This window comes from Asticcacaulis sp. AC402, from assembly GCF_000495835.1.
Classification (GTDB): Bacteria; Pseudomonadota; Alphaproteobacteria; order Caulobacterales; family Caulobacteraceae; genus Asticcacaulis.
Genome location: NZ_AWGC01000014.1, coordinates 207,622 through 226,651, shown reverse-complemented (window position 1 = coordinate 226,651; position 19,030 = coordinate 207,622). Strand labels below are relative to the sequence as shown.

The following is a 19,030-nucleotide window of genomic DNA, read 5'->3' as shown; positions in this document are numbered from 1 at the left end:
GTGAAGCCACCGCACGGGCATCCCCATTTTCGGATAAATTACGTTACACAACAAAAATTCAGAGCGGCACATTGGTTTGCATCAGCGCGCATTCCGCACTAGTTGCCAGGATGATAGGTGAACTGCACGCCATTATGACTCGCGCCATTGATCGTCAGGTCACCGGTCATTACCACCTCGGTTGACGCCTTGCCCTCCTCGACATAGGGCTGAATCTTGTCGAGCCGGACCGTGCCCGCAAAGGTCACTTCGCCGACCTGATCCTGGCGTCCCGTGAAAATGACCTTGTCATCGATAACGCTGTAGCTGGCCGGCATGACGTTCAGTCGTCCACGCTCTGCGCTGGAGACAACCACCCGCACCGGCGCCCAGCCGATGACATCGTCGGCGCTCTTGACGCTGACAAATTCGTCCTGGGAGCCCAGTACGATGTCCTCGATACGATAGACTCCGCTGACGATCGGTGCCATTGGGCGGTAATAACCGAAAAGCTGATCCGATCCTTCACGGACAAAGGCACCGTCCGCCGATCTGGCGTTGACTTGCAACGGATCGGCAAGAGCCGCAACCGGCGCTCTTGAGATCGATGCCTTGGCGGAACTGTCGTCGCTCAATTCGGGGTTCCTGATTTCGAACTTCGATTTCAGAAAATATAAAGCGATCGCCAGGTGCACGAGCACGAGCAGACCCAATAAACCACCAACAATCAGGGCGATGAGGCACCCCGGGTGCATTTTCTTGCCCGCCATTATCTCCCCCTGTCGAACGGCCACAGTTAGAGTAACTATCAGGACCATGACCTTATCTCAAGAGATAGCCGCCTGCCGGGTGTGTGCCGCCCACCTGCCGCTGGGGCCACGGCCGGTGGTTCGCGTCGGCGATGCGCGGGCGCGGATCCTGATCATAGGTCAGGCGCCCGGCACCAGGGTCCATGCCTCGGGCGTTCCGTGGGACGATGCCTCGGGAAAGCGTCTGCGAGACTGGCTAGGGGTGACTTCCGGGCAATTCTACGATGAGGCGCTATTTGCCATCATGCCGACGGGTTTCTGCTATCCCGGCCGCGGCAAGGCAGGCGACAATCCGCCTCGGCCCGAATGCGCGCCTCTGTGGCATGATCGCGTGATGCAGACCTTGCCCGATATCCGCCTGACCGTGCTGATCGGCACCTATGCCCAGGCACGCTATCTCGGCGAGAGGCGCAAAGCGACGTTGGGGCAAACCGTGCGCGCTTGGCGCGACTATATCGGAGATGGCTTCCTGCCGATGGTGCATCCCAGCCCGCGCAACAGTATCTGGCTGCGCAAAAATCCCTGGTTCGAATCCGAAATCGTGTTGCACCTACGAACCGAGGTTGCCAGATGGACATGACCACGCGCACCATCGCCCGCATTCTGAAGGTCAATCATGCCGGCGAATTCGGCGCCATCCGCATCTATCGTGCCCAACTGTGGGCGGCCCGGCGCTGGCAGCCGTCGTTGATAACTTTTTTGACCGAGACCTTGAGCCACGAGATCGACCATTGCGGCAAATTCCTGAAAGCGATGCAGGAACGCAAGGCCCGGCCCTGCACCGCCATGTGGTTATGGGGCATTGGCGGCTATGTCCTTGGCCTGGCCACGGCAGCGATGGGCGTAAACGCCGTCATGGCCTGCACCAAGGCGGTCGAGCAGACTGTCCACCGCCATCTCGACGCGCAGATCCGGTATCTGAGCGGGCGCGACGAGCCTTTGCGAGACATTATACTGGCCATTCAGGTCGAGGAAAACGCCCATCTTAGCCATGCCGTCGCGCATTTGCGGCCGTCTCTGCTCAACGGGCCGCTGGAGGCCGTCATCGTCGCCGCCACCGAAGCCGTCATCTGGCTCTCAACACAGGGCGCGGTCTCACGCATGGAACACGAACTCCGCCGAAAAACATAGTCGAAGTGAGGGGGGGCTGACGTTCTTTCGGATCCGAGAGCGGGAGGTGTTTTGGTAGAATCGAAACCCCGCTCTGCTAGAGCGCAATCCGATAAAGTGTGCAGCACTTTTCGGATAAATTGCGCGAAAAAACAAAAACTTAGAGCGAGATGGCGATTCTACCTAAAGCCATCCCGCTCTAGGCATCAAGGACCTCGTCAGACCATCCCCTTCATTTTTTTCGCTTTCGATTTGGCAGGGGACCTCTTTATTCCCCGAAAAACTCCCTCTGGGCCTTTTCCAGTTCTTCGGCGTAGCGCCGGTTGACATAGCGCTCGGTCAGCAGGCCCAGGAGCTTATGGTCTTCATTGACCACTGCCAAATCGTCGACACCGAAATGTTCGAACATCCGCAGGATGGCGGCGATATCCATGTCCGGCCGAACATAGACTTCGGTCTGTTTGGCCAAGGCGCTGAGCGGCGTCGCAAGGTCATGCTTGTCCTGGTAGGCGTCGGCTGTCGGCAGGATGCCACGGTAATCGCCGTTGCGGTCGATCAGAAGCACGCGCGCCGTCGACCCCAGGGGGACCTGTTCGCGCATCCGGCCCAGACTTTCCTCGTCACGCAGGGTGGTATGATTGCGCCGCATCAGGCTCTGGGCGGTCAGGGCCCTGACCCAGCCGACATCGCGGGCGGTGCGAATCGAATGGCCACGCAGGTGCAGCCGCCACGTTGAGAACGAATAACCGAACTTGTCGCGGACGATGGCGGCGCTAACCAGAGCAGCGGTCACCACGGCGGCTGTAAGGGCAAAATCCTGGGTCACTTCCAGCACCATGAATGACATGGTCATCGGCCCGCCCACCACGGCTACGGCCAGGGCGCCCATGCCGACCAATGCGGCGTTGGTGGTGTCGAGCATGGCTGCCGGATAAATGAAGTTGACGGCTTGTGCGAAGGCTGCGCCGACCAGCGAGCCCAGGAACAAGGAGGCAAAGAACAGGCCGCCGCGAAAACCGAAGGCCAGGGAAATCACCGAGGCGCAGACCTTCAACGCGAACACCGCCAGCAGAGTGGTCATCAGGGGCTGCTGATCGAGATAGAGATGCATGGCGCCGTGCCCCGACGACAGGACTTGGGGGGCAATGAAGGCGAGCGGCATCAGGAGGATGCCGCCAGCCAGGGGACGCCAGATCTCGCCGATCGGCAGCTTGCGCACGATCGACTCGGCGAGGGCGATCAGGCGCATGATCAGAATCCCCAGACCGGCGCAGATGAGGCCCAGAACGGCATAGAGCAGATAGCCCTGAATCTCGATCACCCGGCCGATCGTGCTGGCCATCACAAAGGGTTCATTGTTCATCAGGGTCGCGGCCAGGACGGCCATCAGCGAGGCGGCCGCGACGGGCGCCAGGGCCGCCGGGGTATAGGCGCCCAGCACGATCTCGAAAGCGTAAAAGGCGCCGGCTAACGGCGCTCCGAACGCTGCACCGATGGCCCCGCCGGCCCCGGCGCCGACCAGAGTGCGCAGGTATGAACGCTTGAGTTCGAGCCACTGGCCGATTTTCGACGCCACCCCACCGCCCATTTGGGCGAAGGCGGCTTCCAGGCCGACCGAAGCGCCGAAACCATTGGAAATCAGGGTTTGCAGCGAGACAATCAGGGTGTCGCGGGCCGGGATGCGGCCGCCGTGCAGGGCATTGGCTTCGACGGCGTCGATCGGCGCGCGGGTCCGGCGTGGGAAGGCAAAACGGACGGCGCCCAGAACCAGCCCACCGGCTGGCAGGGCCAGCAGATGCCACCAGTCGAGCTCAAGTTGGCCGCTCAGTCGCATATCGGGCGAGAAACCGTAAAGCAAAACCTGAATGGCGTGGGCGACGTGCGCCAGCGCTGCCGACATGACTCCGGCCAGCAGCCCGACTCCAGCGGCCAGGACGATGAACATCAGGTCGGAGGTTTGCAGCAGCCTGCGGAGGCGGGCCGCACCGCGCATCATGGGTCGGCTGACAGCTTTGCCCAGGTCTAGTTCGGTTTCAAGCGCCATGGCCGGTCCCGGTGACTCAACGGCGCGAGCTTAGGGCCGGACGATGGATTATGCCAGCAAATCCCGCAACATCGCCTTGGCCGAATCGAACGCCTGGGTACGGCGCTGCCGGGGTGACCGCCGCCCTGTCGGGTGCGACCGTGATCATGGGAGGGGACCACGGCCAGGCGAGGCTGCTGCCGCCACTGATCCTGTTCATTGAGTCATGAGCTTTCAGCCAGGGCGCGGTCATCTGGGTCTAGATGAGCGAAATCTTCCCAAGCCCGGTCCGCGCCACCGGCCAGAGACTGGGTTCGGCAACTCACTGGGTCGCCAATGCGGTGATCGCGCCGGTGTTTCCATGGTCGCCGCCCAGACCAGGGCCCTGCCGTTTGTTTTTTGCCGCCTGCACGCTGGTGCAGTTGATCGTCGTGGCAAAGTCCTTCCCGGTGACCAAAGGGGTAGAACCGGAAGATATGGAGAAGCGGATATAGCATCGAGTGGCTCGCAGCAGAGCCAGTCCGCGATAACCTTGACGCGTTGCGGGTTGGCAAGCGCGACTGCGTACGTCTCTGGGGCTCCCGAGCTTTTGCGAGGCGCCATCGGGGCCGCCCGTGCGGCGGCACTTGAGCTGAAAAAATGCAGATACCAGGCGTCATTCTTTGTGAGGCTTGGTAACAAGACCATAAGCCCCTTGCCTTTCGCCTTGTTTTGCCGTGACATGTGACAGTGCAACAGGAACTTCCCGCCATGCCCGATACCTACGCCGTCGCCGCCCTCGCTACCTTTGTCGATGGCCTGCCCAAGGCGGAACTGCACCTGCACATCGAAGGCTCGCTGGAACCTGAATTGATGTTCGCCCTGGCCCGGCGCAACCATATCGCCCTGCCCTTCGCCGATGTCGAAGCCGTGCGCGCCGCCTACGACTTTTCCAATCTCCAGGACTTTCTCGACATCTATTACCAGGGCGCCAATGTCCTGCAGACCGAGGACGACTTCTACGACCTGGCCATGGCCTATTTCCGCCGCGCCGCCGCCGACAATGTCCGCCATGCCGAGATCTTCTTCGATCCGCAAACCCATACCGACCGCGGCATCCCCTATGCCGTCGTCATCGACGGCCTGTGGCGCGCCATACAGGATGCCAAAACCCTGAACCTGTCCGTGTCGCTGATTCACAGTTTCCTGCGCCACCTCAGCGAAGACGCCGCCTTCGACAGCCTGGCGATGGCGCAGCCCTATCTCGACCGCCTGGTCGCGGTTGGGCTCGATTCATCCGAACTCGGCCATCCTCCGTCGAAGTTCGCCGGTGTGTTCGCCAAGGCGCGCGACATGGGCCTGATGCTGTGCTGCCATGCCGGTGAAGAAGGCCCACCAGACTATGTTTATGAAGCGCTCGATGTCCTGGAAATCGACCGGATCGATCACGGCAACCGGGCGCTTGAAGACCCGCTGCTGGTCGCCCGCATCATTGACGAAGGCCTGACCCTGACTGTATGCCCGCTGTCGAACCACAAGCTGTGCGTCGTGCCCGATCTGGATTTTCATCCCATTCCGGCCATGCTGAAACAGGGGCTGAAGGCGACGATCAATTCCGACGATCCGGCCTATTTCGGTGGCTACGTCAATGACAACTTCAAGGCCCTGACTGGGCGCGGCCTGATCGGCAAGAAGGACTGCGTCACCCTGGCGCTGAACAGCATCGACGGGGCCTTCATCGATTTCGACCGCAAGGCGCAGCTACGTGCCGAGATCGAGGCGTACGCGGCCGGCCGGTGACCGTGACACGGCCGGTGTGAGTTTGCCGCCGATCCGGCGTGACAGGCCCTCGCCCATGGCCGCGGTCCATAACACCACGCCCAGGCCCAGCACCAGCATGGCAACCGCGAGGCGCAACATGTCGAGATCGTAGGCGTGTACGAAGCGGACCAGGAAGATGACGGCGCCGAAACCGTAGGCCGCCAGGGCGTTGCGCACATAGTGCCGGTCACCCAGGAGGCAGGCCAACAGCGAGGCGAAGATATAGAGGCTCGACAGATAGCCGTAGACCGCAACGACATAGACTGACGCCAGATAGGTCTGGACGGCATAGGCAGTGTAGGACCCTTCAAGGAAGTTGGTGGTGACATAGGCGGCGTCTTCGACGGTGCCACGATAGGTGTCCTCAATCCCGCCGGCGAAGGCATTGAGGCTGACATAGGCATCGTCCGACAACGGCAGGAAGACCTTGACGATCAGCACGGCCGCCACCGCCAGGTGCAGTTCAAACAGTTTTTCGACCAGCCAGACCAGGACGCGCTTAAAGCCCATAGCGGTAATGCCCCGTGACATCGTAGTCGAAGAGGACGGCCTCCTCCTTTGGCCCGGCGCCGATATTGTGCACGACCCGTTGCCGCTCCGGGTCGGTGACGACGGCGATGTGCGGCAGGTTACCTGGCAGGTTGTAGGTCACCAGATCGCCGGCGGCATAGTCCGATACCTGCCGGCTGACCGGCCGGGCTATGCCGAAGCGTTTGAAGAAGACGCGCAGATTGGGTACGCGGCGGTGGTCGATATTTCTGTCGGCGCGCTTCAGGCCCCAGGCCTTGGGATAGAGGGCGAAATGGGCCTTCATATCCTCGTGGACCTTCTGCTGCAGGTCGATGCCAAGTGCGGTTCGGTAGCCGCGGATGACGACGTCGGTGCAGACGCCGCGGTCGGCGGCGACATCGCCCATCGGATAGGGAATGCGGGTATAGGCGCCGTCATAGGTGACGCGGTGGCGGGTCTGTTCGCGTACGGCAGCGACCAGCTTCTGCGCCGGCGTATCGGCCCGGGCTGGAAAGGCAGCCAGAACCGGCAAGGCAAAAATTAAAGCACGTCGGTCCATCACCGATTCCCCTGTCACGGGATCAAGACGTAAAACGCAATTGCGACCGCATATAGACCAACCAGAAAATCATTCAGGCTGAGTCGAAAAGGGCTGGTTTCGAGAACCGGAGCGGAGCGTACTTAAGTACGTGAGCACCGGAAGCGCAGAAACCGGCCTTTTGCAGACCAGCCTCAATGATTTTCAAAGGCTGTATCGGTAGTGGCCAGTGAGTGGATAGGCGAACAGTTCGTCGTCTTCGCGTGCACCCAGACCTCCATTCTGGATCACCATCAGCCGGCCCGACCGCCAGGATTTTCGGTCGCCAACGACGGCAATATGGGTGCGGCCGTAAGGCAGGTTGGTGATGATGTCGCCGGGCTGGTAGTCGGCTGGATCTTTGGTCACCGGCAAAGACGCGGCAAAGCGCGAAAAAAAGACCATCAGGTTGGGCACCCGGCGATGATCGATATTCGGGTCGGGCGCTGTCAGCTCCCACCGTTTCGGATACAGCTCGAAATTGGCAGCCATGTCGTCGTGGACCAGCTTTTGCAGGTCCAGGCCCAGCTTGCGGTAGGCGCGGATGACGACGTCGGTGCAGACGCCGCGTTCCAGCGGCACGTCACCCATGGGGTAGCTGATCTTCGTATAGGCGCTGTCGTAGCTGACAGTTTTACGGATCTGGTCGCGCGCGGCGTCTACGAGGGTTTTGGCCCGGCCCTGGGTCGGAACGGTGGCGTGCGTGCACCCCGCAAGCACACCCGGTAAAGCCACGAGTACGGCGCGACGACCCCGGTTCATGGATTAATTGACGGCGTCTTCCAGGCCCTTGCCGACGGCGGTGACGTCTTCGCCAATGCCCTGGATGGTGTTGCAGGCAGTGGTCAACAGCGGCAGCAGGGCCAGCATCGAGATTATGACAAAACGCTTCATGGCAGACTCCTCAGATTCAGTCGTCGTGGTCCGGTATGAGTCCGGAATATGGCATTTTTTGGCGAGATGAGCTTACAATACGCAAAAGGCTGCGACGTGGGACGTCGCAGCCTCATGATGGCGTTTTCAGCCTAGTTGGCGGCGTCCTGAACGGATTCGCCCACGGCTTCCACGTCCTTACCTGCACCTTCGACAGTATTGCAGGCGGCCAGCGTCAGCGACATCGGGAAAAGAACGCAACAGGAAATCAACAGGAAACGTTTCATAAGAGTGGTCCTTTCGTGAACACACCTTATCATCCCCTATACGACGTAAGGATGTTGTACGCAGTACCAGCCAATTTTCGTAAAAAACACAGGCGTTGATCAGGTGATGCGAACAAAGAGATTACCGGTCAGCCGTCCGGTCCGCGGCTCGCTGCTGAAGGTGAAATTGTCGGGGATAAAGCCCGAATGCAACAGCGATCCCTGATAGATCAGCAGGCGGTTAAAGCGCCCATCGACGTGCAGGATCTTCTCATAGCGTTCGTCCGAATCACCGATGAATCCGGGTTTAGGCTGGCCGAATTGCGCGAGTTCCTGCGCCGCGGCAGCACTCAGCACTGGCAGGGCGTCAGGAGTAACGCGCTCGATTCCGGTGGCGCGGTGACGGTAGAAACAGGTGCCGGTGCCGGGAATATCGTTGAGATAGTGCAGCACAGCCAGAAGGCCGGGATCGGGCGAATCGAAGTGTGGCACACGCTGGGTCGCGGCCAGGTCGTCGCGTTGCCGTGTCACCAGTGAGAAGCTTGCCTCCACCAGCTCGAACGACTCGGCATCGAACACTCCACCGATAAAAGGTGACGCTTGCTCCAGCACGGCGACCATATAGGCGTCGGCGGCGCCATCCGCCTCAGTGACCACGCGGCGCAGGCCAGGATAGGCCGTACCGCTCTCGGCCGGGAATGGCGCCAGCGCCGCGGCGGCATCGACAGCATGGTGGGCGTCGGGCAAAAAGTTGTCTATGACCACAACCCGGTTCTTGCCGTGGCCGATTTCGTGAACCTCGATATCCATGGTTCATAGCTTTGCACAGAATGCGAACGAGGTTAAGGCGAGTTCATGCAGGTTGTTGTCATTGGCGCCGGTCCGGCCGGTTTGATGTGCGCCGAAGTGTTGAGCGCCGCAGGTCTTAACGTTGCCGTGTATGACCGCATGCCTTCGCCGGCGCGCAAGTTTCTTATGGCCGGACGCGGCGGACTGAACCTGACGCATTCGGAGCCGTTCGAACGGTTCGTGTCGCGCTACGGCAAGGCCGCCGCGCGTTTGCGCACCAGCCTGGAAGCGTTCACCCCGGCCGATCTGCGCGCCTGGGCCGATGGCATGGGCGCCGAGACCTTTGTAGGCTCCAGCGGACGGGTGTTTCCCAAGGCCATGAAGGCCTCGCCCCTGCTGCGCGCGTGGTTGAAACGACTGGAAAGCCAGGGCGTCACCCTCCATCAGCGTCACGACTGGCTCGGCTGGGACGAAGGTCAACTGTTGTTCCAACAGGACGGAAAGCTTTTGCGAATCAGAGCCGACGCCACAATGCTAGCCCTGGGCGGCGCCAGTTGGCCGCGTCTGGGCGGAGACGGCGGCTGGAAGGCTATTCTAGAAGGTTGCGGTGTGCCGGTTAAGCCATTTCAACCGTCCAACGTTGGTTTTACTGTGGCGTGGAGCGCGGTGTTTACCGGGCGCCATGCTGGCACGCCGTTGAAAACCATCGCCCTGACCTTTGGCGGCAAGACGGTGCGCGGTGAGGTCATGCTGACCCGAGGCGGCGTTGAAGGGGGCGCCATCTATGCCCTCAGCGCCGCTTTGCGTGATGCGATTGCCCGTGATGGTCATGCCGATCTCAGCCTCGACCTGCGCCCGGATCTGACCCAGGGGCAGGTGATCTCGAAACTGGGCCGCGCCTCGCCCAAGGACAGCCTCAGCAACCGCCTTCGCAAGGCCCTGGGCCTGACACCGGCGGCGATCGCGCTGATGCACGAAACAGACGCAGCGGACGTCAAAGCGGTGACGGTGCGGTTGACGGCCGTCCAGGGCCTGGACCGGGCCATTTCCAGCGCCGGCGGCATCGCACTCGACGCGGTCACCGACAGCTTCGAACTGAAGGCCTTGCCTGGCGTTTATGCGATCGGCGAAATGCTGGACTGGGAAGCGCCGACGGGCGGTTATCTGCTCCAGGCCTGTTTCAGCACCGCGGTCACCGCTGTCCGAGCTCTATCACAAAGCCGCGAACCATAGTGACAACCGCGCGCGGGCATGCACATCCTGCGCGTCGCGGAATGCCTCTTTTCTTTGCCGCTTCACAATAGTATCTGGCGTAACAAACAGCCCATTCAAGGAGCCACGCCCCATGCCCGACGCCAGCCCCGCGCGCACTTCGGACCCCGTTCAGGTCTTCGACTGGGACAGCCTTGACGACCACAAATATCTGTCCGATGCCGGTATCTGCGCCCGCTTGCTTCGTGACAATCCGCTGGATGACGAGACCCGCGCTGTCGTTCGCGCCGAGGCCGAATCCCTGGTCCGCGCCACCCGCAAGGCCGCCCAGCGCCAGGGTGTCGTCGAAAGCTTTCTGAAGGAATTTTCGCTCGGCACCCGCGAAGGCCTGGCCCTGATGTGTCTCGCAGAAGCCCTGCTGCGCGTGCCGGATGAAGCCACCCGCGACCAGCTGATTGCGGAGAAGATTTCCGCCGCCGACTGGGCGTCGCACCTCGGCCATTCCGACAACTGGTTCGTCAATGCCTCGACCTGGGGACTGATGCTGACCGGCAAGATCATCGACGTCGAAGACAAGGCCAAGACTGATCTCGGCGGCTATCTCGCCGGCCTGACCCAGCGCATGGGTGAACCGGTCATCCGCGCCGCGGTGGCCCAGGCCATCCGCATCATGGGTGAGCAGTTCGTTCTGGGCCGTACCATCGAGGACGCTCTGAAACGCTCCAAGAAGGACGGCTATCTCTGCTCCTTCGACATGCTGGGCGAAGGCGCGCGCACCGAACACGACGCCGTCCGCTATGCCCAGGCCTATGCCGACGCCATCACGGCGCTGAGCAAGGTCGCCAGGGGCGGGCCCGAGGCGGATCATGGCATCTCCGTCAAGCTGTCGGCGCTCTATTCGCGCTACGAGGCCGTGAAGGACGCCGATGTTCTGACCCATCTTTATCCGCGTGTTAAGGCCCTGGCCATCCAGGCAGCGAAAGCCGATATCAACTTCACGCTCGATGCCGAGGAAACCGATCGACTGGCCCTGTCCCTGAAGATTCTCGACCGCCTGTCGCACGAAGCGGAACTGGGCGACTGGACGGGTCTCGGCCTGGCCGTCCAGGCCTACCAGAAGCGCTGCCCCGAGGTCATTTCCGCTTTACGGGAATTGGCCAAATCCAGCGGCCGTCGGCTAATGGTCCGCCTGGTCAAGGGCGCCTACTGGGACACCGAAATCAAACGCGCCCAGGTCTATGGCCGCGAAGACTATCCCGTCCACACCACCAAGGCGGCGACCGACCTGTCCTATCTGGTCTGCGCCAGGGCCCTGATCGACGCGGCGCCCTACATCTATTCGCAGTTCGCCACGCACAACGCCCACTCGCTGGCCGCCGTACGCCGCATGGCCAATGCCAGGGGCGTCAAGGTGGAATTCCAGCGCCTCCATGGCATGGGCGAGCAACTCTATGCCGAGGCGCTGGATCAGTTCGAGCCCTTCCCGCTGCGCGCCTACGCCCCGGTCGGCGGCCATGAGGACCTGTTGCCCTATCTCGTCCGCCGCCTGCTCGAAAACGGCGCCAACAGCAGCTTCGTCAATGCCTTGCTGGATGAGCGCATCCGCCCAGCCGACGTCATCAGCGACCCCGTGGTCAAGGTCATGGCCCATCCCGCGCGCCACGCCCGCCTGCCACTGCCGCGCGACATGTATGGCGACCGACTGAACTCGCATGGACCCGACATCTCCGTTGCCGCCATCCGTCAACGCTTGACGGCGGCGGTTGCGGCACTCGACAACGACCCGAAGGACGCCAATGCCCTGATCGGCGGCAAGCCCCATTCAACCTATGCCGCGCACATTTACGCCCCGGCCGATCGCACGCGCATTGTCGGCGAGGCCCACGATGCCGATCCAACCATGATCGCCGAAGCCTTTGACCGCGCCGCCGCCGCGCAGCCGGCGTGGAACGCCCTGGGTGGCGACGGCCGTGCCAGGGTGCTGGAGGCCATGGCCGATGCCCTGGAAGACCGCCATGACAAGCTGTGCGCCGTCCTGGTGCGCGAAGCCGGCAAGACCTGGGGCGACGCCATTTCCGAAGTTCGCGAAGCGGCCGACTTCTGCCGTTACTACGCCAAGCTGGCGCGCGAGCAATTCTGCGGCCCGAAAATCCTGACCGGCCCGGTCGGAGAGCGCAATTCGCACGAACTGCATGGCCGTGGCGTCTTCGTCTGTATCTCGCCTTGGAACTTCCCGCTGGCCATCTTCACCGGTCAGATCGCCGCCGCTCTGGCGGCCGGCAATGCCGTCCTGGCCAAGCCGGCCGAACAGACCCCGCTGATCGCGCAGAAGGCGGTCAAGCTGTTCTATGGCGCCGGACTGAAGCCAGACCTGCTGGCCCTGTTGCCCGGCGGTGGCGCCAGCGTGGGCGCGGCCCTGGCGGCCCATCCCGGCATCGCCGGTGTGGCCTTTACCGGTGGCACGGACACAGCGCGAATGATCAACAAAACCCTGGCCGACAAGGAAGGGCCGATCGTGCCCTTTATCGCCGAGACCGGTGGACTAAACGGCATGTTCGTCGACACCACCGCCCTGAGGGAGCAGGTGGTCGACGATGTCATCGCCTCGGCCTTCGGCTCGGCCGGTCAGCGCTGCTCGGCCTTGCGCCTGCTGTTCCTGCCCAGCGAACTGGCCGACGACTATATCGCCACCTTGAAAGGGGCCATGGATCAACTCCGCCTCGGCGATCCGGCACATTTCGATGTCGATGTCGGCCCTGTCATCGACGCCGACGCTCAGGACATGCTGCAACGGCACCTCGATACCCTGACGGCCAGGGGGCAGGTGCTGCATCGCTCTCCCATGCCCGCCGATTTGAACGGCTATTTCTTTGCCCCGACCCTGGCCGAAATTTCGGGCCCGCAGGAATTGGAACGTGAGGTCTTCGGCCCGATTCTGCATATCGTTCGCTATGATTCTCAAAACCCGGAAGCGATGACCGAGGCCCTGAAGGCCAGCGGTTACGGCCTGACGCTTGGCGTTCATTCGCGCCTGGAAGCCTTTGCCGAACGCATCATGCAGGCGGTTCCAGTCGGCAATGTCTATGTCAACCGCACGGTCATCGGGGCCGTGGTCGGGGTTCAGCCGTTCGGCGGCGAAGGCCTGTCGGGCACGGGTCCCAAGGCCGGTGGTCCGCTGAGCCTGACCCGGTTTGCCTCGGAGCGGGCGGTGTCGGTGAACATCACGGCTCAGGGCGGCGATCCGGCCCTGCTCAATTTGTGATGCAGCGGTTTCTGTTTATCTGCACCGCCAACAGACTACGAAGCCCGACGGCGGAGCAGGTGTTTTCGCAATATCCCGACATCGAGGCCAGTTCGGCAGGACTGGCTCACGATGCCGTCGATCCGCTGACGCCTGAGCATTTCGAAGGCATCGACATCATCTTCGTGATGGAGAAGGCCCCCCGCAACAAGTTGAGCCGCCATTTCAAAGCCTATATCGGCAAGGCACGAGTCGTCTGTCTCGATATCCCGGACGACTACGACTATATGCAGCCGGATTTGATCAGCCTCTTATAGCCCGACTCAAAAGTTCATGAGACATAGCAGTACCTTGCGAGTCTCCGGGTCAGGAGCCTGACGCTGGCGATGACGGTCCAAGCGGTTGCGCTTTGGATGGATGTTTCCCAATCTTTGGCCAGCCGCCTGCATCGTCCCAGCCAAGCGAAGGTGCGTTCGACGACCCAACGGCGTGGCAAGACTTCGAAGCCTTTGGCGGTATCACAACGCTTTATGATCTCTACGGTCCAATCCCCGTGGTCCTTCATAGCTCCCTTAAGTTTGTCGCCAGAATAGCCACCATCAGCGAAGACATGGCGTAACCAGGAAAGTGGTAGCGAACGGCGCGAAGTACAGCGGGTGCGCCGTCGCGGTCCTGAATATCGGCCGAATGGATGATGACAAACAGCAGCAGCCCCAAGGTGTCGGTAAGGACATGTCGTTTGCGGCCTGTGATCTTTTTCCCGGCATCATAACCACGCACACCGCCGCTTTCGGTCGTTTTGACGCTTTGACTGTCGATGACACCAGCCGTAGGGCTGGCATCGCGGCCTTCCAGTTCGCGAGCTGCCATGACCAGCAGATGATTGATTTTCTGCTATAGACCACGGCTATCGTGCCAAGTGCCATCAAATGGCATTGGCCGTCTGCTCGCTCGAACAACTCCAGCTCGGTGGCGAAACGCTAATGCAAAAGCTTGTAAAAGTCGGCTGTCACATAAAAATTGTCGTCGGGTACGTTCTTGGCGACCAGCTTATAGCCATAGGGCGAAGGCGAAATCTCCTTGACCTCGAAAAGGAACATGAGGAGTTCACGATCGAGCGTGAATTCTATAGGCTGGGCCGGCAGAAATAGATCTTCGCCTTTTGATATCGAACTCAAGAACAGCCGAAGGCTACCAGCCTATTTTTTTAACAAGATTCAGCGAAGTCTAGGTTCGTTGGATTTCGACACTGTACATATGTCCGCTTTCAGGCGCGGGTTCGAAATCAAAACCAACATTCCGCATAGGGCGCCAAGCGGATAATCCGGTATTTCAGCTGCCCATCAAATGCCCCGCCAATTCCGCTTGCTTGCAAGCCAATTGAAGCGCATGAATAGAGCTTCGTGAAGCGGGGTCTGGGGCGAATGAACGGACAATTCTGCTTTTTCACCGATCCCGCCCTGTTGAACGCGCAGAATGCTTCGCAGGGTTTCGGCTATACGGATTTCGACGGCACGCGCGACCGTTTTCGCACCACCGACGCCCACACGGTTTCCGCTGACGCCCCGGTCTACGCCTTTTGCAAGGGTCAGATTTGCGCGCAAAAGGATGATGGTGGAACGTTGAGCCTCATTCTCAAGCCGGAGCCGCCCGGCCCGGCCAATTTCCCGGCCATCCGCTATATCATTTACAAGGGCGTCGATCCGGCCAGCCTGCTGACGGCCGATGGGAAAAACGTCAACACTGCGCTTGCCGGCAACGACCTGATCAAGGCTGCGGGCAAGATATGGAAAACGCCGCGCAACAACAATGATAAAACCCAACTCCCTCTGAGCAAGCTCCTGGGGCTTCATCTCGACGCGACCTTTCCCGTCCGGCCGGAGCGCTTCGATGGCCAGGCGCCGCTCGACAATCTGTTTTACGGGGCCGATCCGGATGTCCAACTGCCGACCGTAGAGGGTAAGGATATCCTGGGCCGGTTCAAGGCCAACACGCCGTGCGGGATCGACATGGTCGTCGACCGCATGGTCTTTCCGGCCCGCATCGAAGCGGCGCGTATGCGGGATTATTACATCAAGGCCGATCCCTTGCCTTCCACCACCGACCCTGCAGACTATGGCAGTTTCAAGTCCTGGCACGATCGGGAAGCCTGCCTGACCTTCATCGATCCCTGCGCCCTGTGGGGATCGTTTTTCAACCCCAAGGCGACATCGTCCTCGAACCTTTACGCGTTGAAGAACGGCTTGCTCTGTCCTGCAAAGGGTCCGGAAATCTATTCGAACATACTCAAGGGGGCCAGCGGCGCGGGCTTTGCGAACCGCAATCGCGTGTGGCTCGATATCCGCAACGGTCACGGCTATTCCGTCAATTATTACAAGGAGGCCGGCCGGAACATCCAGTTCACCTTCGATCCAAACGTGTCCCTGGCGCCCTACATCGCCGACACCAGCCTGTTGCGCGCAGCCTCGATGATCGACTACTACGCCAGTGGCTGGCCCATTTGCTCGATCAACACTTCGGTCCCGCCGGCAGGTGTCGACGGTGACCAGGTCCATCCGCGATTCGGCCTGCCCAACACCGCCAATACCCGGCCCCTCATCTACCTGTCGAAGGCGCGGCGTGACATTTCCAGGACCCTGAACGATAGCGAGCGCTTTCTGGAATGTCCGGCAGGTCCGGATCCGGGCTTTCTGGACGAAGTCAAAATCGCCTGGCCACTGGTCGCCGACGGCACGGCGAAAATGCTCGTGGCCGGTTATAACAAACTATGCCATTTCAAGCGCCCGATGCCTGGCGAGGCGCCGGCCGCCTCGGGCCTTGAGCCCGTTTATGCCGGAGCCCTCAGCTACGCATTTCCTGCCTTTGACTCGACCGTTTTTCCGCCCGTGACCGCGCCAACCCTGGTCAGGATTTTCGACGAAGACCTTCTGGTAAGCTGGTCAACAAAAGATTTTGACGCGGTTATTGCCAGGCCAGGCATTGCACGTGACGAATTAAATATCTACTTGTTCCTTGCCCCGATGGTTTACTATGATTACGAAACGGTACAGTCGGAGGTCGGACGCGGCAAGGCTTACAAGGCCAAGACTAGGACGCCGGCACAGCACCTAATATTGCCTGGCTTTTCGTCCAAGACTTTGCCGGGGTTCATCGGTGATTTTTTGCCTCCGAAATTGGAGCAAGTCGCCGTCAAACGCAAATTCAACCCGGCGGCTACCACGCTCACGCCTACCGGTATGACCGGCATCGACGTCGGATATTTCCCATCGAACGATACACTCTTCATCTTGGCTTTTACCAGGGCCGAATACGAGGCAGGCTTTTCGCCGGCGGCGCTCACCGCACGAAATACGCTCTGCCTGCCCTTCATTTCTCTGCCTGGCTCGCAGGAGCGGCATAAGGCCCTGGACGACAAGAAGGGTTACTACGAGTCAGGGCCGGTTGTATCTTTTATCGGGAAAACCGGGACGATTGTTTCACGGCAGAACGACCCCAACCTACCGACGGTTTATGCCCATGCCGATCTTTAGCACCGCCGCCGTCGACTGGAGCGATTTCGAACCGGTTCCTCCACAGCGAACCACATTTCTGGCGATTGAATCGCGAATAGATCTGCTCTTCGGTGAATTCGCCAAATTTCTTCGGGCCAAAATCAGCCGTTCGGTCCGGAATGATACCGACACCGCCAACATAAACCAAAACGATGAATTATTAGACCGAATCAATAGCATTTTCTTCGTGGCCATGATTAACGACAATGCCGTTCCATCCGATCCCAATGGCGGCCTGATACTTGTGGACGGCATTGCAGACAACAACAGTTTCTTCGACAGTATAAACGTCTATTTTTCAAACCTTGCTACGGATCAGCAGAAGTTCCTTTTTCAATATTACCTTTATCTCGGACTTTATCACTTCGCGGTCTGGTATCTGTGCGAAAAAAAATGCTGCCGCAATGCCGCCGTCGCCTACAAGCATGTCAATTGGGTGAATGCCAAGCTGGCGCTGTTCGACTTCGCCATGACGGCAAATTTCAATCCATCGACACCGACCGGCGTCGCCGTCCGGATCAAGCCGTCTTATGACTCCCAGCCGGTATCGCTGGTTTACGATCCCTCATCGGAAACCTTGCTTGACGGATCCACTAAAAAATATAATTGCCCCGTTCGCTTTCACGCCTTTTATTCAGATGTTCGCGACGTCGTGACGGACAAGGTAAAATGGAAGCTAAAATGCAAGCGTTACGACATTTCTTCGTCGTTTTACGAAAGCTATTATTACAGGCGGTGCTTTAGTCCTGAACTATATATAAACGACCTGATTTCACCCAATTGCCTGGGTATCCTGACCAAGCCCCTCCTCTGTTCGAAATTCAAGGTAACGCGCCATACGGGCAGCAGCCGATCGCCGAAGGAAAAGGTCGACCTTGCAATGGAAGGCATCCAGGTGCGGCGCGTGATGGTCGAGGCATTCCATGACTCCATCACAGACATAGTCGAAGAGGAAATGCAGTGGCTGGTTTCGCAATTGGGGCCGGCCCTGAGCGAGTCCTACGGCAGCATCCGGTTTTACGGTGTCGGCGACGGCACGGAAACAAAAGGTCTTTTCGGCCTCGACAATTATGGGCTTTGCTTCGTAAAATACGACCTCACCGCCGACGGCGCCGGGGTCGAGCCCGCGATTGCAAACGTCAATATCCTGATGGAAACGGACAGCCCCAGGACCAACGCATCGGTTCTGTATTACGGACTCGACAACAATTTCGTCAGCAAGAGATCGGAGGCCCCGAAGATAAGCTTCACGGCTGTCGGCATCGGCAACATCAGCCCGGCGAGCCGCCAGTGCCTTAAGCCGGAGATGTGTTTTCTCTTGAAAGAGACGGACAAGAAGCTTCCAATTGGCCGTTATCCCGACCTCCCTATCAATTTCGCGGATAACAATAACAAGCCGATGACCCTGAACGCGATGCTTAGTTCGAGTGGGGGACAAGGCGGGTTGGAAGAGCTTGTCTATATTATCTTTAAATACAGTACGCCGCCCGTGCCGGTTCTCGTGGCCGAAAATCTGTTCGGCACCGATGACTTTCGTGTCGATCCGGCAAGCAGCCTCCAGTTCTTCACGCAAGGCAATGCGCCGCAGGCACTCGAGGCCATGATCCTGGCACTGAAGGGCGCCAATAATTTTACGTTCACCGTAAACTCAAATCTCGCCGGTCGCGGCGTGGGCCAGAAAACCCCGGCGACCGGCGCCATCAATACGGTTGTGAGCGCCGAAGTCCAGAAGGACAATAAGGACAATAATGACCCGGCACTGCGTCGCGCCACGGCCAGCATCTATGTCAGCCCCGACCCAGCCGGCCTCGGTATGCGCATCAGTTTCGACGTCGCCGGTTACGTATCGCCCTCGCCGTGCAGCTGGGCGACATGGACTTCGCTGAGCCACGATCAAAAACAAGACGCTAAGACGTTCTTCGGCGACCACCTGCGCAAATCCGAGAACAACGAACCCATATATAATCCCGCCTTGAGCGCCATGCGCGCCTTTGCCATGCTGGACGCGGTGACTGGCCGCATTGTCGCCGCCGCCACGGCCATGGTCGCTAACGGCGACATTACCGCAGCCGATCTGACGATCATCACCAATACGCTGAACGCCCACGTCCAGACCGAGGCTGCGGCTCGAATGTCGCAACCGGGAACGAGCCGAATTCCGCAAGCCGGGCCTCTGGTGAGACGCAGCAGGGACGACCAAGACGCGGCGCGCGGCGTCGGCGGCCTCAAAGACAGTATCGTCTACATCGATTTCAAGCTCTTCAATCTATTAAAATACTGGTGATCAGGT

17 protein-coding genes and 1 pseudogene are annotated in these 19,030 nt (G+C 60.1%); 9 read left to right on the top strand and 9 right to left on the bottom strand.

The annotated features are described in order from the left end of the window. Window positions 1–98: 98 nt before the first annotated feature. Complete coding sequence (locus tag ABAC402_RS29565) at window positions 99–749, bottom strand: hypothetical protein (protein ID WP_023449364.1); 651 nt, start codon at window positions 747–749, stop codon at window positions 99–101. Between the two features lie 46 nt (window positions 750–795). Here ABAC402_RS29565 and ABAC402_RS29560 point away from each other — a divergent pair, with 46 nt between their 5' ends. Together ABAC402_RS29560 and ABAC402_RS29555 are read left to right on the top strand one after the other, a co-directional pair. Further along, window positions 796–1,368: a uracil-DNA glycosylase family protein gene (locus ABAC402_RS29560; protein ID WP_031235523.1), complete on the top strand. Its 573-nt coding sequence runs from the start codon at window positions 796–798 to the stop codon at window positions 1,366–1,368. Then, window positions 1,359–1,919 carry a demethoxyubiquinone hydroxylase family protein gene (locus ABAC402_RS29555; protein WP_023449362.1) on the top strand — a complete coding sequence of 187 codons (561 nt, stop codon included), beginning with the start codon at window positions 1,359–1,361 and terminating at the stop codon, window positions 1,917–1,919. Before ABAC402_RS29560 ends, ABAC402_RS29555 begins: the two co-directional genes overlap by 10 nt. Window positions 1,920–2,166: 247 nt before the next feature. Here ABAC402_RS29555 and ABAC402_RS29550 read toward each other — a convergent pair whose 3' ends face one another. Continuing rightward, a complete protein-coding gene (locus ABAC402_RS29550) occupies window positions 2,167–3,942 on the bottom strand; it encodes a chloride channel protein (RefSeq protein ID WP_023449361.1) in 1,776 nt (591 codons plus the stop codon). A 242-nt stretch (window positions 3,943–4,184) separates the two neighbouring features. Here ABAC402_RS29550 and ABAC402_RS0120065 point away from each other — a divergent pair, with 242 nt between their 5' ends. After that, entirely contained in the window at window positions 4,185–4,415 is a 231-nt protein-coding gene (locus ABAC402_RS0120065) for an MFS transporter (protein ID WP_031235521.1), read from the top strand. 256 nt (window positions 4,416–4,671) lie between these two features. Then, entirely contained in the window at window positions 4,672–5,700 is a 1,029-nt protein-coding gene (locus ABAC402_RS29545; protein ID WP_023449359.1) for an adenosine deaminase, read from the top strand. Here ABAC402_RS29545 and ABAC402_RS29540 read toward each other — a convergent pair. From ABAC402_RS29540 to ABAC402_RS29515, 6 genes are all read right to left on the bottom strand, one after another. After that, window positions 5,662–6,231, bottom strand: a complete 570-nt coding sequence (locus ABAC402_RS29540; protein ID WP_023449358.1) for a hypothetical protein — start codon at window positions 6,229–6,231, stop codon at window positions 5,662–5,664. The genes ABAC402_RS29545 and ABAC402_RS29540 overlap by 39 nt on opposite strands. After that, window positions 6,221–6,790 carry a DUF1287 domain-containing protein gene (locus tag ABAC402_RS29535; protein WP_023449357.1) on the bottom strand — a complete coding sequence of 190 codons (570 nt, stop codon included), beginning with the start codon at window positions 6,788–6,790 and terminating at the stop codon, window positions 6,221–6,223. Before ABAC402_RS29535 ends, ABAC402_RS29540 begins: the two co-directional genes overlap by 11 nt. Before the next feature lie 183 nt (window positions 6,791–6,973). Further along, window positions 6,974–7,570, bottom strand: coding sequence for a DUF1287 domain-containing protein (locus tag ABAC402_RS29530; RefSeq protein WP_023449356.1), 597 nt, complete (start codon window positions 7,568–7,570; stop codon window positions 6,974–6,976). A gap of 3 nt (window positions 7,571–7,573) precedes the next feature. After that, window positions 7,574–7,702, bottom strand: a complete 129-nt coding sequence (locus ABAC402_RS29525) for an entericidin (protein WP_023449355.1) — start codon at window positions 7,700–7,702, stop codon at window positions 7,574–7,576. 131 nt (window positions 7,703–7,833) lie between these two features. Further along, window positions 7,834–7,968, bottom strand: coding sequence for an entericidin A/B family lipoprotein (locus ABAC402_RS29520; RefSeq protein WP_023449354.1), 135 nt, complete (start codon window positions 7,966–7,968; stop codon window positions 7,834–7,836). A 99-nt stretch (window positions 7,969–8,067) separates the two neighbouring features. Then, window positions 8,068–8,757 (bottom strand): DUF6445 family protein, encoded by a 690-nt coding sequence (locus ABAC402_RS29515; RefSeq protein WP_023449353.1) that lies wholly within the window; start codon window positions 8,755–8,757, stop codon window positions 8,068–8,070. Window positions 8,758–8,802: 45 nt separating this feature from the next. Here ABAC402_RS29515 and ABAC402_RS29510 point away from each other — a divergent pair, with 45 nt between their 5' ends. The 3 genes from ABAC402_RS29510 to ABAC402_RS29500 all read left to right on the top strand — a co-directional run bounded on the left by ABAC402_RS29510 (window position 8,803) and on the right by ABAC402_RS29500 (window position 13,506). After that, a complete protein-coding gene (locus ABAC402_RS29510) occupies window positions 8,803–9,969 on the top strand; it encodes a TIGR03862 family flavoprotein (RefSeq protein WP_023449352.1) in 1,167 nt (388 codons plus the stop codon). A 112-nt stretch (window positions 9,970–10,081) separates the two neighbouring features. Continuing rightward, window positions 10,082–13,210 carry a bifunctional proline dehydrogenase/L-glutamate gamma-semialdehyde dehydrogenase PutA gene (gene putA, locus ABAC402_RS29505; protein WP_023449351.1) on the top strand — a complete coding sequence of 1,043 codons (3,129 nt, stop codon included), beginning with the start codon at window positions 10,082–10,084 and terminating at the stop codon, window positions 13,208–13,210. Continuing rightward, a complete protein-coding gene (locus tag ABAC402_RS29500) occupies window positions 13,210–13,506 on the top strand; it encodes a low molecular weight protein tyrosine phosphatase family protein (RefSeq protein WP_023449350.1) in 297 nt (98 codons plus the stop codon). The genes putA and ABAC402_RS29500 overlap by 1 nt, the downstream gene beginning before the upstream one ends. A 14-nt stretch (window positions 13,507–13,520) precedes the next feature. Here the strand turns inward: ABAC402_RS29500 and ABAC402_RS29495 are convergent. Continuing rightward, window positions 13,521–14,080 (bottom strand): annotated as a pseudogene (locus tag ABAC402_RS29495) (IS5 family transposase); the annotation flags it as partial. A gap of 533 nt (window positions 14,081–14,613) precedes the next feature. Here ABAC402_RS29495 and ABAC402_RS29485 point away from each other — a divergent pair. Together ABAC402_RS29485 and ABAC402_RS29480 are read left to right on the top strand one after the other, a co-directional pair. Then, complete coding sequence (locus ABAC402_RS29485; protein WP_023449346.1) at window positions 14,614–16,719, top strand: hypothetical protein; 2,106 nt, start codon at window positions 14,614–14,616, stop codon at window positions 16,717–16,719. Further along, window positions 16,706–19,024, top strand: a complete 2,319-nt coding sequence (locus ABAC402_RS29480; protein WP_031235518.1) for a hypothetical protein — start codon at window positions 16,706–16,708, stop codon at window positions 19,022–19,024. The genes ABAC402_RS29485 and ABAC402_RS29480 overlap by 14 nt, the downstream gene beginning before the upstream one ends. Window positions 19,025–19,030 lie beyond the last annotated feature (6 nt).